The sequence below is a fragment of the Lelliottia sp. RWM.1 genome (assembly GCF_016859735.1).
In the GTDB taxonomy this organism is placed as follows: Bacteria; Pseudomonadota; Gammaproteobacteria; order Enterobacterales; family Enterobacteriaceae; genus Enterobacter.
The window spans coordinates 258,001-272,797 of sequence record NZ_WLVC01000003.1; the positions used below are offsets into that span (position 1 = coordinate 258,001).

At 52.4% G+C, this 14,797-nt stretch carries 15 protein-coding genes; 8 read left to right on the forward strand and 7 right to left on the reverse strand.

The genetic code is table 11. From position 1 onward, the window contains the following. Positions 1 to 162: 162 nt before the first annotated feature. The 3 genes from GF617_RS04500 to GF617_RS04510 all read right to left on the reverse strand — a co-directional run bounded on the left by GF617_RS04500 (position 163) and on the right by GF617_RS04510 (position 2,764). Positions 163 to 831, reverse strand: coding sequence for a GntR family transcriptional regulator (locus GF617_RS04500; RefSeq protein ID WP_181623628.1), 669 nt, complete (start codon positions 829 to 831; stop codon positions 163 to 165). 251 nt (positions 832 to 1,082) lie between these two features. Next, positions 1,083 to 2,123 (reverse strand): NADP-dependent oxidoreductase, encoded by a 1,041-nt coding sequence (locus tag GF617_RS04505; protein ID WP_181623629.1) that lies wholly within the window; start codon positions 2,121 to 2,123, stop codon positions 1,083 to 1,085. A 65-nt stretch (positions 2,124 to 2,188) separates the two neighbouring features. Continuing rightward, complete coding sequence (locus tag GF617_RS04510; protein WP_181623630.1) at positions 2,189 to 2,764, reverse strand: XRE family transcriptional regulator; 576 nt, start codon at positions 2,762 to 2,764, stop codon at positions 2,189 to 2,191. 150 nt (positions 2,765 to 2,914) lie between these two features. On the opposite strand from GF617_RS04510, the gene GF617_RS04515 reads away from it, so the two are divergent. Then, complete coding sequence (locus GF617_RS04515) at positions 2,915 to 3,433, forward strand: GNAT family N-acetyltransferase (RefSeq protein WP_203451181.1); 519 nt, start codon at positions 2,915 to 2,917, stop codon at positions 3,431 to 3,433. Then, complete coding sequence (locus GF617_RS04520; RefSeq protein WP_181623632.1) at positions 3,430 to 3,879, forward strand: DMT family transporter; 450 nt, start codon at positions 3,430 to 3,432, stop codon at positions 3,877 to 3,879. Before GF617_RS04515 ends, GF617_RS04520 begins: the two co-directional genes overlap by 4 nt. Before the next feature lie 3 nt (positions 3,880 to 3,882). On the opposite strand, the gene GF617_RS04525 is transcribed toward GF617_RS04520, so the two are convergent. Then, on the reverse strand, positions 3,883 to 4,116 hold the full coding sequence (locus GF617_RS04525) for a YdcY family protein (RefSeq protein ID WP_203451182.1): 234 nt from the start codon (positions 4,114 to 4,116) through the stop codon (positions 3,883 to 3,885). Between the two features lie 80 nt (positions 4,117 to 4,196). Continuing rightward, complete coding sequence (locus GF617_RS04530) at positions 4,197 to 5,795, reverse strand: ABC transporter substrate-binding protein (protein ID WP_181623634.1); 1,599 nt, start codon at positions 5,793 to 5,795, stop codon at positions 4,197 to 4,199. 283 nt (positions 5,796 to 6,078) lie between these two features. On the opposite strand from GF617_RS04530, the gene GF617_RS04535 reads away from it, so the two are divergent. Genes GF617_RS04535 through GF617_RS04545 form a run of 3 tightly spaced genes read left to right on the forward strand, consistent with a single transcriptional unit; the run spans position 6,079 to position 12,582 of the window. Continuing rightward, positions 6,079 to 7,425 carry an SrfA family protein gene (locus GF617_RS04535; protein ID WP_203451183.1) on the forward strand — a complete coding sequence of 449 codons (1,347 nt, stop codon included), beginning with the start codon at positions 6,079 to 6,081 and terminating at the stop codon, positions 7,423 to 7,425. A gap of 4 nt (positions 7,426 to 7,429) precedes the next feature. Continuing rightward, on the forward strand, positions 7,430 to 10,411 hold the full coding sequence (locus GF617_RS04540) for a virulence factor SrfB (RefSeq protein ID WP_181623636.1): 2,982 nt from the start codon (positions 7,430 to 7,432) through the stop codon (positions 10,409 to 10,411). After that, complete coding sequence (locus GF617_RS04545) at positions 10,408 to 12,582, forward strand: virulence factor SrfC family protein (RefSeq protein WP_203451184.1); 2,175 nt, start codon at positions 10,408 to 10,410, stop codon at positions 12,580 to 12,582. Before GF617_RS04540 ends, GF617_RS04545 begins: the two co-directional genes overlap by 4 nt. 32 nt (positions 12,583 to 12,614) lie before the next feature. Here GF617_RS04545 and GF617_RS04550 read toward each other — a convergent pair whose 3' ends face one another. Continuing rightward, entirely contained in the window at positions 12,615 to 13,379 is a 765-nt protein-coding gene (locus GF617_RS04550) for an alpha/beta fold hydrolase (RefSeq protein WP_181623638.1), read from the reverse strand. 86 nt (positions 13,380 to 13,465) lie between these two features. Next, a complete protein-coding gene (locus GF617_RS04555; RefSeq protein WP_181623639.1) occupies positions 13,466 to 13,639 on the reverse strand; it encodes a GhoT/OrtT family toxin in 174 nt (57 codons plus the stop codon). A 245-nt stretch (positions 13,640 to 13,884) separates the two neighbouring features. Here GF617_RS04555 and GF617_RS04560 point away from each other — a divergent pair, with 245 nt between their 5' ends. The 3 genes from GF617_RS04560 to GF617_RS04570 are packed head-to-tail and all read left to right on the forward strand — an operon-like array spanning position 13,885 to position 14,779. After that, positions 13,885 to 14,211 (forward strand): DUF1971 domain-containing protein, encoded by a 327-nt coding sequence (locus GF617_RS04560; RefSeq protein ID WP_181623640.1) that lies wholly within the window; start codon positions 13,885 to 13,887, stop codon positions 14,209 to 14,211. A 27-nt stretch (positions 14,212 to 14,238) separates the two neighbouring features. Next, positions 14,239 to 14,592, forward strand: a complete 354-nt coding sequence (locus tag GF617_RS04565) for a DUF1971 domain-containing protein (protein WP_181623641.1) — start codon at positions 14,239 to 14,241, stop codon at positions 14,590 to 14,592. Positions 14,593 to 14,596: 4 nt separating this feature from the next. After that, positions 14,597 to 14,779 (forward strand): DUF1869 domain-containing protein, encoded by a 183-nt coding sequence (locus tag GF617_RS04570; RefSeq protein WP_181623642.1) that lies wholly within the window; start codon positions 14,597 to 14,599, stop codon positions 14,777 to 14,779. Positions 14,780 to 14,797: the final 18 nt, after the last annotated feature.

A 14,797-nucleotide genomic window follows, 5' to 3' on the forward strand; every position in this document is an offset into this window, starting at 1 on the left:
TGCCTTATCCCGTTATCGGCAGGATGGAGCGTTATTTCATAGCGGGGCTGGTCTTATCAGTCAGAAAATGAAATAACGTTCCCGGTGACACAGTGCCACCAGGAAATTATTCATGAGATGAAAGTTTAAATTTAAAAAATGTCGTCCTTACTAAATAATCCCCTAACTGAAATATTGCCTTTGTAAAAGTACATTAGCTTCATCAATCAGTTTATCAATCGCTTTTTGGCACGCGTCCACATCCCTTCGTTCGAGGGCAGAAAGCAAATCCGCATAATGATAAGGGGATGAGGTGATATCGTTCAGCTCTTCATGCAGATAGTTAATGCATGGGCCAATACGCACCCAGAGCTGTTCAATTAATGCGCTAAGCGTCGGCATTTCCGCATATTGATAGAGCGTAAAGCGGAAAACCCGGTTGGCGTGTAATGCCTGCTGCACATTCCCGTTACGCATTGCCTCATGGAAAGCATCCGAGAGTTCCCGCAGTGCATTCAATTTGCTGTCAGACATTTGCACACATGCCGCAGCAACCGCCATGGGTTCAAGCTGTTTTCTGATCGCATTAATTTCGTTATAACGATCCAGTGTCACCTCAGGCACAAGAAAGGCCTGGGCTGGTGTCGCGTTCAACGCCCCCGCCGATACCAGACGCAGTAATGCCTCCCTGACGGGGGTGATACTGGTTCCTAATTTATCGGCAATCTCTTTGGTAATCAGCCTTGCCCCTGGTTTTAGTGAGCCGGTAATTAATGCCCCTTTCAGGCTGACCTCAACTTGCATAGTAAGACTGATTCGCTGCGCTTTTTCTAAATGATCCAAATCAAGCATGTTCAATTCCCGTAGCTAAAGCAAAACGCTATTTTCGGCGTCGGTATAAAAAACGACGTCGGTTTGATATATCCTGTATCTGCATGCCTGGTATTGGGAACTGCACAAAAAAGTAAATACAACAAATGATAAATTTTATACATGCCTGGCTCACCAATTCTGATGGCACTTGAGGCTATGCTGATTTAATTAAAGACAATATATCGTATCTTCACAAATAAATATGGCGGGTATTCCCGCCATAATCGATTTTATTTGTGATCCTGTGCGACGCGAATCGCCACTTTGCCGAAGTTTTTCCCTTCGAGAAGGCCAATCAATGCCTGCGGTGCATTTTCAAGTCCGTCTGTAACCTGTTCACGATAGTGGATTTTACCCTCGGTGACCCAACGTCCCATTTCAGCCTGGAATTCGCCGATGCGATGACCATAGTCCTGCCCGATGATGAATCCCTGCATCCGAATGCGTTTTTTCAGAAGCGTCGCCATTAACAACGGTAAACGATCCGGACCTTCCGGCAACCCGGTGGCGTTATAACCACTGACCAGGCCACAGAGCGGTACTCGCGCCGAGGTATTGAGTAACGGCAGTACAGCATCAAACACTTTGCCGCCCACATTTTCATAATAGACGTCAATTCCGTCCGGGCAGGCATTTGCCAGTTGAGCCGCGAAATCAACGGCGTGGTGATCCAGACACTGATCAAATCCCAACACCTCAACGGCATACCGACATTTCTCTTCACCACCGGCCACACCGATTACCCGGCAGCCTTTAATTTTGCCAATTTGCCCCACCGTTGCGCCAACCGGGCCGGTAGCGGCCGCGACCACCAGCGTCTCACCAGCTTTCGGTTGCCCGATATCCAGTAACCCCATATAAGCGGTAAAGCCCGGCATCCCTAAAATGCCCAGCGCCCATGACGGATGTTCAGGGTTATCGCCAAGCTTAACCAGCCCGTTCCCCTCCGACACGTCGTACTCTTGCCAGCCGCTATAGCCTAATACCCATTCACCAGGTTTATAATCCGGATGGCGAGAATGTTCGACACGACTGACCGTTCCCCCCACCATCACTGCACCAATTTCCACTGGCGGCGAATAGGACGGCGCATCGCTCATCCGGCCTCGCATATACGGGTCCAGCGATAACCAGATGGTTCGGAGCAGAACCTGCCCCTCGGTGAGCTCAGGGATCGGTTGTTCTTCCAGTCGGAAATTTTCAGCCACCGGTGCGCCATGCGGGCGAGAAGCCAGAACCCAGCGACGGTTTTGCGTTGCAGAATGACTCATAAATCGCTCCTTATCGTGCAAATGTCATAAGAGCCTGGCTCATTATCTTCCTGACCGCATTACCATTACGAGCCAGATTGATTAAGCCGCACGACCAGATAAACACAGGTTTCATCGGTTTCATTGATAAACCGGCAATCGTTCGGCGGCCCCAGTTCAAGGCAATCCCCAGCCTTCATCTCATGCCGGGTCTCCCCCTCCTGGAACACCAGTTCTCCGGACTGCAGCCAGATAAGTTGCCGTGCCAGCGCATATGAAGACGCAGGCATCGGCACGTCACTGCCTGCAGGCAGTTCGACCTGGACAAGATCAATAGGGAGATCGGTACGCGGAGAAACATGGCGACGAAGATAATGCGTCTGGGGATCGCGCCAGACAGGCTGATTGGCCTGACGCAACAGTTTGCCCTCCTGCATTTCGGCTCTGGCGATCAGCATCGACATGCTGATACCAAAAGCACCGGACAAGCGCGCAAGTAGCGTCGCCGTTGGGCTGCTATCCCCTCGTTCAATCTTATGGATCATGGCGCGCGACACGCCAGCCCGATCGGCAAGCTCGCTCAGCGACCATCCGCGCGACTCGCGTTCAATGCGAATTCGGGCGCTAATCCGTTGATTCATATTGTCTGTAATAGTGTTCATGCCGTCATACTATAGTGTATGCACACCATTTCAATGCTGTTTTCATAACAAAAAAATATGGCTTATGCCGTAGCGTTGCACTAATACCTGCGTGTAATATTATGACATAATTGTACTACTATAGTGAACAATACATTCAGAGGTTCAATCATGATAATCCGTCATGCCTGTAAAGAAGATTGCGCCACCATCGGTGAAATATATAACCACGCGGTATTGCATACGGCAGCTATCTGGAACGACAAAACCGTCGATACCGACAACCGCATTGCGTGGTTTGAAGCGCGTACTCTTGCGGGTTATCCGGTTCTGGTCAGTGAAGAAAATGGCGTCGTGACGGGATATGCCTCATTCGGGGACTGGCGTGCTTTCGACGGTTTTCGCCATACGGTTGAGCACTCGGTGTATGTCCACCCAGACCACCAGGGGAAAGGAGTAGGCCGGGTCCTGATGAAAGCTCTGATCATCGAAGCCCGCACGATTGGCAAGCATGTCATGGTGGCTGGCATTGAGGCGCAAAACCATGCGTCGCTCCATTTGCATGAGACACTCGGTTTTGTCACGACCGGGCAAATGCCACAGGTAGGGACAAAATTTGGGCGCTGGCTGGATTTGACCTTTATGCAGCTACAGCTAGATGAACGCAGCGACCCGGATGCGATCTCATGAATCAATCGCTGACGCTCGCTTTTCTGGTGGCCGCCGGGATTGGTCTGGTGGTGCAAAACACGCTGATGGTGCGTATTACCCAGTCTTCGTCCACAATCCTTATCGCTATGCTGCTGAACTCGCTGGTCGGGATTGTATTGTTCGTTAGTATATTGCTGTTTAAGCAAGGCGTTGCCGGGTTTACTGAACTGGCTTCGACGGTACGATGGTGGACGCTGATCCCAGGTCTGTTAGGGTCATTTTTTGTTTTTGCCAGCATTAGTGGGTATCAAAACGTCGGCGCAGCAACCACAATTGCCGTGCTGGTGGCTAGCCAGTTGATTGGTGGTCTGGTGATGGATGTACTGAAAAGTCATGGCATTCCACTGCGGGCGCTGATCGGCCCGGTTTGTGGCGCAGTCATGCTGGTTGTTGGCGCCTGGCTGGTCGCCCGACGCCAGTTCTGACGCTTAAAGGATCGTGCCGCCTTTGGTGAGCTGCTCGCGGCGCGCCTCCATCTCTTCTTTATGCTGCTTACCGTGATGCGCAATCGCGGTACGCAGACGCTGTTGCTGCGTAAAACGCTCTTCGCGGCTCAGCTCTGCATCATCGCTCAGGGCGATCAGCAGTTCATTCATATGCGTGATCACGCTCTCTTCGAGCGCAGCATCGACACGCGCGATGATTTCATCTAAATGTGACATTGTCACTCCTTTTCAAATGTCGGGTGATGCGATGTTTAGCGCCGGGTCAGACACAGTCACTCACCCGGCGCGTCATTCACTTAGTTCAGTTTTGCTTTCGAGAAATCACTGCCCATCAGGCTTACGCTGTAGCCCGTCACATTACTACGGGTCGCGTAGAAGGTTTTTCCGTTCGCCAGCGCAATCCACGGTGCTTGCTGATAGAAAATGTCCTGCGCCTGGCTGTACAACTTCGCACGCTCAGCCGGATTGCTGGTCAGTTTCGCTTTCTGCACCAGGCCATCATAACCTTTGTCGCACCAGCGCGCGGCATTGGATCCGGTTTTGATACTGTTGCAGCCCAGCAGTACATCGGCAAAGTTATCCGGGTCGCCGTTATCTGACATCCAGCCAAAGAGCGCAGAATCGTGTTCGCCTTTACGCATGCCGGAGAGATATTCCCCCCACTCGTAAGAGACAATTTTGGCCTTAATGCCCACTTTCGCCCAGTCGCTTTGGATCATCTCCGCAATGCGGCGTGAATTCGGGTTATACGGACGCTGGACCGGCATTGACCACAACGTGACTTCAGCCCCCTGCTCAAGACCAGCTTGTTTCAGCAGCGCTTTCGCCTTTTCAGGATCGTAGCTGTAGTCTTTGAGGTCTTTGTTATAGCCGAGCATATTCGGTGGAATCGGTGATTTTGCTACCGTACCGGACCCCATAAACACGGCATTCACAATCGCTTTTTTATCCGTGGCATAGTTCAACGCCTGGCGTACCAGCACATTATCAAACGGTTTCTTCTCGGTGTTAAAGGCCAGATACCCCACGTTGAGCGCATCCACTGAATGCAATGTCAGGTCTTTGTTGTTTTTGATCACATCGAACTGTACCGGTGACGGCGCAGGAATGATCTGACATTCATTGGTCTGCAGTTTCGCCAGGCGGGTTTCAACATTAGGGGTGATGGAGAAGATCAGGTGTTTGGTCGGCACTTCGCCATCCCAGTAATTCGGGTTAGCTGCATAGCGGATCAGCGAGTCAACTTTGTACTGCTGAAGCACGTAAGGTCCGGTCCCGATTGGCCAGGTATCAACGTTCTCTGGCGTGCCTTTTTTCAGCATCACATCCGCGTATTCAGCAGACAAAATAGAGGCAAAATCCATCCCCCAGTCGGCCAGGAACGCGGCATTCGGTTCACTCAGCACAAACTGAACGTGGTAATCGTCGATCTTTTTGACATCCTGAATCAGCTTATCCAGACCGACGTCATTAAAGTATTCGTAATTGCCCTGGGACACATTGTGATACGGGTGTTTAGGGTCTTTCTGACGCATGACGGAGAAAATCACGTCATCCGCATTGAAATCACGGGTCGGTTTGAAATATTTATTGCTATTGAATTTCACCCCTTTTCGCAGGGTAAAGGTATAGGTCTTGCCATCCGGGGAGATGGTCCACGACTCTGCCAGGGATGGAACTGGCGTATTTTTCACTGGATCAAAATTAATCAGGCGATTGTACAAAACCTGAGAGCTGGCAACAAATGACGGGCCAGAACTGGCAATTTGCGGATTGAACGATTCCGGTGAGGCTTCGGAGCAATAAATAATCGTATCGTTGTTTGCCGCCCACGCAGCACTTGCCGGTAAAAGAGTGCTCAGCGCGAGAGCGAGCAGCGTTTTCCCTGTAGACATGGTTATAACCCTTTCGGTTTTATTATATAGAACAGTAATAACAGCACAGCCCCGATGGACTGGCAAATAACGAAACACTATCAGGTTATTCTAAAGCAGTGTATTTCGCTGGTTTTGCAATCAGTGCCTGAAAAATTGATTTGCCTTAAGTCCCCTTATTCGTCAAGCATAACTGCGACGATCTATGCTGCAAGAAATCGCCGCTTTTGCCGTCTCATCACCCGTTTGGTTGCTTTTCTATTTCGGTAAAGTAGAGAGGTGAAGAAGTATATGGGACCAAATCGTGGCAAAAACTCTTTTACGCAGCGGTAATCTGGATGACTTTCAGGCCGTTGGCGGCGGCGGACAAGCCGCTTTTGAATCAGCATTGCAGATCCGTGAAGCACTCCGCTTACGCAAACAGCAGACGATTGTCGATTGTCTGGCCATTCCTCAAGTTAACGATGGTGGCGATCGTGTCGACTGGTATTCGCCTGTAGACGGTGCGGTCTCCAGCTGGAAAACCGCCGACGAAGATGAACGTTTTCGTGCGTTGCGCTATCTGGAAAATACGCTTGCAAGCGTAGAGTCGCTGAGTAAAAAGTGCCTCCAGTCGCCTAAAACCGCACAGCAGCTTTTTGGCTCCCTGCTCTCCAAAGCTTTTCAGTTCCCCGGTGAAAATTTCCTGTTTCTGGTTGATGGCAAACCGGTCATCACCTTTTGGGGATTTGTGAATCTCAACGAGAATGCACGTGATGATGTTCTCGAATGCCTGCGCGAATCACTTATCCCGGAACCAGAACCCGTTCAGATCGAAGATCCGGAGCCAGAACCTACGCCAGTCATTACCTTTGAACAGGCTGATGAACCGCTGATTGCCCCGGCGACGGTCGTTCGTATTACACCTGACGAGTTGTACGAACCTGAACCCACACCGGTGATTATTCCGCCCGTCGTCGAAGCGGTGTCAGTTCCTGTTTCTGAACCTGTGCGTAAAAAACGTCGCGTTCCTCTGTGGTCCCTGCCGGTAGCCGCTGTGATCGTCGCGGCGGTTGCTGCGCCACTGCTGTGGCCAAAACCTGCGCCGTCATCCGAACCTGAACCAGCGCCCGTTCTTGCACCTGTGGCTATTGCGCCAAAACCTGTTCAGCCTGTTGAACCGCTGGCGATGAATCTCCCGCTGCATCAGGCAGAAGTTCTGGCCACGAAAACCAAAGAACCAGCACCCGCTCCTGTCGCCGAGCCTGTAGTTATTGCGGCGATCCCGAAAGATGTGATGGTGATGGATGCCAGCCAGGTGAAAGCCGGTTCGACCCGGTTCCTGAACGGTAACTGGCGCGCAATTCTGGATGTGAAAGACCCGGTGACAGGCAAACCGCCGTCACTGCGTTACCAGATCCAGAACAACAAAGGTATCGCTCGTGTCGTTCATGGCGATAACGTCGTTTGCCGCACAGAGATTTTCTCCGGGTTACACAGCAATGGCGAACTGATGATCAAAAGTCGCGGTAATGCGCGTTGCACTGACGGTTCTCGCTACCCTATGCCTGAGATTGCCTGCAAAGCCGGAACCAGTGACGTGGCGGAATGCAGCGCCCGTTATGATGCCAAAACCGTCGTTTCATTGACGTTCAAAAAAGTAGGTGCGTGACCCTATGCTGGTAAATCTTTGCGACTACAAACAAAGTGTTACGCTCATTGCAAATAGCGGCGTGCAATTTCTGGATTTTGGCCTGACGCCACAGGACACCGCCAGCAATGGACGCTTCGTGCGTAAAACGGCGAACGGTCCGCTGCTGCGCCTGGATTATGATCTGGTGAATGGGCGCTATACTCTGCCCGTCTCTGGCGGCGGTCAGCCGGAAGTGGTTAAACCTGAAAGCACTATCCCGTTACTTCAGTCATTAACTGTGCTGGATGGTGTCTGGCTTCCCGTTCCTTTCCTGCGTTTTAACCCGCCAAGAACCTTCGTTGATGGACCAGACAACTGGGCGCGCGTTCAGGTACGTAAACTGGAAACCCCTGACAGTGCCGGAAATACGCACCGGGTCACCTTCGCGCTCGACAGCCAGATTGCCGGGCATGCTACATCAGCCCTCTCGCCTGTTGAAAACGACATTCTGAACGGAACCCGTTTTGCGCTTGCCTGGGGTGATGAAGAGGTAGAGAGTTTCCTTGATCAAACCTGGATAGACGGCTGGCTGCGCGAAGCATTCAGTCAGTTTGCAACCAACGTTGAAAATCGTTCGGATCGTGACCTTCAGCAAGCAATGCGGAGCTTTGAGTACCAGGCCCACTGGCTCAATCTGCTGACCATGCTCGGTGAACAAATCACCGTGCCTGAAGTCAAGTTTGTGACCCATACGCTTAGCACGCCGGCGATTCCGGTAGACCTGATCCTCGACGTCGGTAACACCCATACCTGCGGCGTGATTATTGAAGATCATGGTGATGCAAACGACGGTCTGCGCCAGACCGCCGAGCTTCAGGTTCGTTCGTTAAGCGAACCTCAGTTTCTCAACGAACCGCTCTTCACCAGCCGCCTGGAGTTCTCGGAAGCGCGTTTCGGCAAGCAACACTTCTCGGTTGAAAGTGGCCGGGAGGATGCCTTTGTCTGGCCGTCAATCGTTCGTGTTGGCGATGAAGCCCGCAAACTGGCGATGCAGCGCCTGGGGACAGAGGGTAACAGCGGGATCTCAAGTCCTCGTCGTTATTTATGGGATGAAACGCCTGTTGTACAGGACTGGCGCTTCAGCCAGATGAACAGCAAAACCCAGCGAGAGCCTCTTGCAACCGCGTTCCCGCTGATGAACCTGATGAATGATGACGGCGAACCGCTCTTCACGTTGCCACAGGATGAACGTCTGCCCGTCTTTTCGCCGCAATACAGCCGTAGCACGCTGATGACCCATATGCTCTGCGAGCTACTGGCACAGGCACTGGGGCAGATTAACAGCGTCGCAACGCGTTTACGTCTGGGCTTCCCGGCCTCTCCGCGCCAGTTGCGTACCCTGATCCTGACGCTGCCCTCGGCAATGCCAAAACAAGAGCGCGAAATCTTCCGCCGCCGTATGTTCGAAGCGATCGCTATCGTCTGGAAAGCAATGGGATGGCATCCTCAGGACGAGGATTTTGCCAGCCGGAAGCAGCAAGAAAAAAGCGTGATTCCGGTCCCTGAAATTCAGATGGAGTGGGACGAAGCCAGTTGCGGTCAACTGGTGTGGCTGTACAACGAGGCGATCTCCCATTTTGGTGGTCAGACGGAGGCGTTCTTTACCTCACTCGCCCGACCGGATCGCGAGCCTGAACCGGGGGTAAATCCGGGTCGTTGCCTGCGCGTTGCGTCTATCGACATTGGCGGCGGGACAACGGACATGGCGATCACTCACTACCAACTGGATGACGGTTCCGGCAATAACGTCAAAATTACGCCACAGCTTCTCTTCCGTGAAGGTTTTAAAGTTGCTGGGGATGACACACTGCTGGATGTTATCCAGCGTTACGTGCTGCCTGCCCTGCAAACCCAGTTACAAAAATCCGGGATCGCTGATGCCTCTCTGCTGATGGCTTCGCTGTTCGGGGATTCAGGGCGTATTGATACCCAGGCGGTGTTACGTCAGCAAACGGCGCTTCAGCTCTTTATGCCGATCGGTCACGCGATTCTGGCGGCCTGGGAATCCAGCGATATTGACGATCCTGTTGCCGGGTTGCATGCCACCTTTGGTGATTTACTGCGCCAGAAACCCACCCGCAACGTGATGAACTATTTGCAGCAGGCAATCGACCACGCCCTGCCGGCGGGATCAGCCGCATTCGATCTCTTTGCCGTGCCGCTGCACATCAGCTTCCGTGAAATGCAGGATGCCATGCTGGCAGGTCAGTTCACGCTGGCAGCCCCGCTTCATGCAGTGTGCGAGGCTATCTCCCACTACAGTTGCGATATTCTGCTGATCACCGGCCGTCCGGGATGTTTACCCGGCGTACAGGCACTGATCCGCCACCTGCAACCGGTTCCGGTCAACCGCATTGTCTGGCTGGATAAATATCAGGTTCACGAATGGTATCCGTTCAGCCAGCAAGGTCGCATCGGAAACCCGAAATCCACCGCAGCCGTCGGGGCCATGCTGTGCAGCCTGGCGCTCGACTTGCGTCTGCCACGGTTTAATTTTAAAGCTGCTGATATTGGGGCGTACTCCACCGTGCGTTATCTGGGGGTACTGGATAACACGGTAAATACCTTGCGTGAAGAGAACGTCTGGTATCAGGATATCGACCTCGATAAACCCGGCGCAAAACTGGATGCCCGCCTGCACTTCCCTCTGCGTGGCAACGTGACGCTCGGTTTCCGCCAACTGGAAAATTCACGCTGGCCTGCCACGCCGCTCTATACGCTGAGCATCAACTCTGCTGAACTGGCAAAAACCATCGCCGGTGACGGAGTGCTGAACGTTCGCCTTAAATTGCGCGGCGGGACGAAACAGGAAGGCCCTGAATCGTTCGAATTGAGCGATGCATGGCTTCAGGATGGCACGCCTGTTTCGGCTGATGCATTGACATTTAAACTGAATACCCTGGCCGATCGCCGACACAGCGGCAGCCACTACTGGATCGACAGCGGGAGCGTATACCTGAAATGACAGCGACGACCACCACCACTCAGGCCTTAATCGGGTGGATTAATGAGACGCGCCTGAACGCCCCGATTCTGGACAACGATGCGGATGCACTTCTGGCCCGGTTGAATGCGGTTCAAGCGCGCGAGCACGCCATAAACGCGGCACTTGCCCGACCTGCCTGTATTGGCCTGTATGGCCATTCCCAGGCGGCAAAAGCGCATTTGTTGACATCCCTCTGTGGCAGCGGCAATGCCCGCCTGAATGTTGCCCCAGGCCAGCGCACATTTGACTATTTCTCGCATATCAATCCGGGGCATGCCCTGACCAATATGGCGATCCGTTTCACCCGGGAAAACCACGACGTTGCCGATGAAGCATTTCCGTTACGTCTGAGCCTGGTTACAGAAGCTGAACTGGTACAGTTGTTTATCGCCCGAACGGCCCTCCACCCGCAGATCCGTCCGGTGGATAAATCGGTCATTGAAACCCGTCTTGAGAAATGGCGCGCATTGCGTCAACCGCAAGGTGTTCCGGGAATGACGTCAAAGGAAGTGGGCGCCATTGCGCGCTTCTGGCAAAGCACAGTCCCAGGTGCGAAACAGCAAATTGATGATGCTCTCTGGCATCAGTTCGCCCTGCTGGTCCCCTCGCTGGATTTAAGCACGCGCGCCAGCGTGTGGTCACTTCTGTGGGGTGAACAACAAGAGTTAACTCAGCAGTGGCTAAAACTGGCCCATGTTCTGAACCAGACCAGTCATGCTCAGGTGCTTGCCGCACCACTTAGCCTGCTCGTTGATAACTTTGGTCTGCCGAGCGAAGGCTTCCTCACGCACGGTGCATTCGCCTCTTCTGAAGCACAGGAAGCGTTGCTTCACCCACTGAGCAACGGAGAGATGTTGAATGCCATCAGTATTCCCGTCGATACTCTCGCATTCCTGACCCGTGAACTGGTGCTGCCCGTAGAGGGATGTGTACTGGATAACGTTGATATTATTGATATTCCGGCCTTCTCTGATCAAAGCGCTCCTCTGCTGACTCAGGCTAAGTGCCAGTGGTTGCTCGAACATTATCGCCAGCAGCTTCAGCCAGATGTGCTGGTTATTTGCAATGCAACCGCACAGCACGAGCACACGGCAAAAACGGCAAAAGTTCTCCTGAACTGGGTTAAAGAAACGCAGCCTACGGCAGACTCCGCCTTGCCGGGACTGGTCTGGGCTATTACTCCGCATGACGCACGTTTTACCACGAAACAAAACCTTGATGAGGCGGTCCAGCACCTGCTGGGTAAACCAGGCCAGCGCTGGGGCACATTACAGGCGCTGGATAGCCACAGCATGCAGCGTGTGGTGGAATGGTTGTCTCAGGCAACGCTCAGTTCCCAACGTCAGACCCGGCTGCATACCCTAAAAACACTGTTGCAGCATGAACTGTCGGCACTAATGCACAGTTATCTTGCGCCGGTGACGCTGGAACCTGGTATCCGCCGTGCTCAGGCTGAAAGCATGGTGCGTATGCTGCAAAGCAGTGCGGCACGTCACGGTGAGTTGCTCGATGGGATTTTGCCACCGTTAAGCGCATTTGAAACACTGTTAGCGGTACAGCAACCCCGGGAAGAACAGGTTAATGGCCTGTTCACGGATGTCATTGACCTCTTCGCCGAACAGACTCAGGACAACAGCGGTCAGTTCCAGACGAAGGACAAAGCGCGACTGGCGCACAAAGTCTGGATCAATCACCTGCGGCAGTGGAGTCGCAACGAGGCCGCAGCTGCCCGCTTAGGTCTTGAGCCTGGGGTATTGCAGCAGATAGCTGACGTTCTGGTCATAAGCAGCTATCGCCTGAATCTGCCTCAGCAACTCCAGGGTATTGTCGAGACGGACAAGAGCAGTGCTGCACAGTTACATGCCGTGATGGGGAATTTCGTTGGTTGGCTGGGATACGAACAGACGCCTGCTGCTCAACGTCCGGCAAGCCGTGTTCGTAAAGGCCAGGCTATTTTCGTCACTCCGGTAGTAAACAGCACGACGCCACGCCTGGTACGCCTTGGCGAACAACCGGTTCATGCCGCCACGGCTTATGTTTACGACTGGCTGGTTGCCCTCTACAGCCGGGCAATTGAGAACATTGATTACCAGCACCCTCACGATGTACAGCCTGCCGCCCGGCAAGCTTTACAGGCAATATTGCGGTAATACACCGTAGCAGCCCGCCTGAGTGCGGGCTGTTATTCTTCCGTCATACTTACACTGGTGGCTATGGCTTTCGCCAGTGCCGACGGTGTTTCCCACGACATGGAATGTCCGGCATTGGGCAGGATCTTAACGTCAACACCCTGAGCCTGAAGGGCATCAACATCCGCATCGGGTAATGAAAGTTCACCAAAAATGAGCGTCACCGGGCAGGATAGTGATAAAAATTGAGCTGACCAGTCGGGGCTGACACCCGCAACCAGGCTGGTCGAACCTCGCCATACCGCATAGGGGGCTGAGTTTTGCAGACACCCTGCCCAGGGTGTTTTTTCCGCTGAGAGCAAAGCGTGATACCCGTGTTCAACGAACTGATGTTCAGTTTGTTTGGCAATAGATCGACTAAACATTCCCCCGCCTGCGTGGAAATTAGGCTCTGAAACCATTAATCCCTTGATGCGATCCTGCATTAATACCGCAGTCTCTATCGCAATGCTGCCGCCCATACTGTGTCCATACAGCCAGAAAGTCTCGATGCCCAGGTGATTAAGCCATTCAACAACAACCCGCGCCTGATCGCTTGTGCGATAGCGGTAATGCTCAGGTTTGTCGCTGTAGCCGCTGCCAGGCAAATCAATGAGAAGGGCTCTGCGCGTACCAAAATTCGGGTCGCAGACAACACGAGGATATTCATAGGAAGAGGCACACCCAAGGCCGTGAATAAACACGATGGGATCGCCATGTCCGGGAAGATCTTGCCAGCGAACCACGCAGTCCGCATGTTGCGAGTAAAAACTGTTCATAGGCACTCCATTTGTGATGCACTGTTTATTTATACAGTTATCAGTAATGAAATGCTACGACTCTCTTGTAAAAGCGGAATCGGGCTTCAGAAAAGCGATATCAACAATGCGACCGGGAAACTCATGGGCCAGGTGGACCCTACCAGGAAAGCGCTCAGGAGGCGAATACGTTTACGATCTTTAGACAGGAACCAGGTAATTAACGCGCAGATTGACGCCATGATTACGTAGAAAACCAACATTTTTTGATACAGCGTCACCTTGCTCACCCAATCTGTAAAAAATAACCGCGCGCAATATGCGACATATGTTGATACAGATCAAGTTTTTTCATTACATAATAACCACTTAAATAACAAGGATAATAACAAGTAGGTATCTATTGTTACAACTCCGGATAAGCCGAGATTATCTTTCCTTATAACATGCATTATAAATGCACTTTTTGACAAATCCTCGCTCCTGGAAAGCAGTTTAATAAGACAGGGTTTTTAAGGGAGGCATTATGCTACGCATTCCGCAGAGTTGTATTCATACCCGTTCCACACCGTTCTGGAACAAAGAGACCGCCCCTGCTGGTATTTTCCAGCGCCATCTCGACAAGGGAACACGCCCTGGCGTTTACCCTCGTCTGAGCGTGGCGCAGGGGGCAGTTCGCTATTTAGGTTACGCCGATGAATCCACGCCAGAGCCAGAACACGAGCTCATCATCAAAGCAGGTCATTTCGGTGTGTTCCCACCGGAGAAATGGCATCACATTGAAGTAATGACCAAAGACACGGTGTTCAATATCGATTTTTTTGTTGAGCCGGACGTGCTGAGATCTCTTTGACTGACTGATATTAAAGAGGAAAATTGTATGCTGCGTATTCCTGAGAATTTTGTTCACACCCGCGCGACCCCATTCTGGAATAAAGAAACCGCGCCAAAAGCCCTCTTCACTCATCACAATACAAAAGCAGGCGTTTATGGCCGATTATCCGTGATGCAAGGGGCTGTGCGTTACTTTGGCTTTGCCGATGGCGACGCAACCGAACCCGATCTTGAACAGGTTATCGAAGCGGGCTCATTCGGTATTTCACCGCCGCAAAAATGGCATCGCATTGAGCTATTGACCGACGATACCTATTTTAACATCGACTTTTTTGCCGACCCGGCAGTCACACTCAGCGGTGCTGGCATCGGTAGAGTGGTCAACACGCATAAGGAGTAACATCATGGGCAAAGCAACGTACACCGTGACTGTCACCAATAATAGCAACGGTGTGTCGGTGGACTACGAGACACAAGCCCCGATGGAGCTATTGATTCCGGATGTTGCCGCTGAAGTGGTAAAAGAGCTTGTGAACACCGTACGCGCTTACGATACGGAAAATGAACACGAGGTTTGCGGCTGGTAAAAAGCGAGCCCGGCAGTA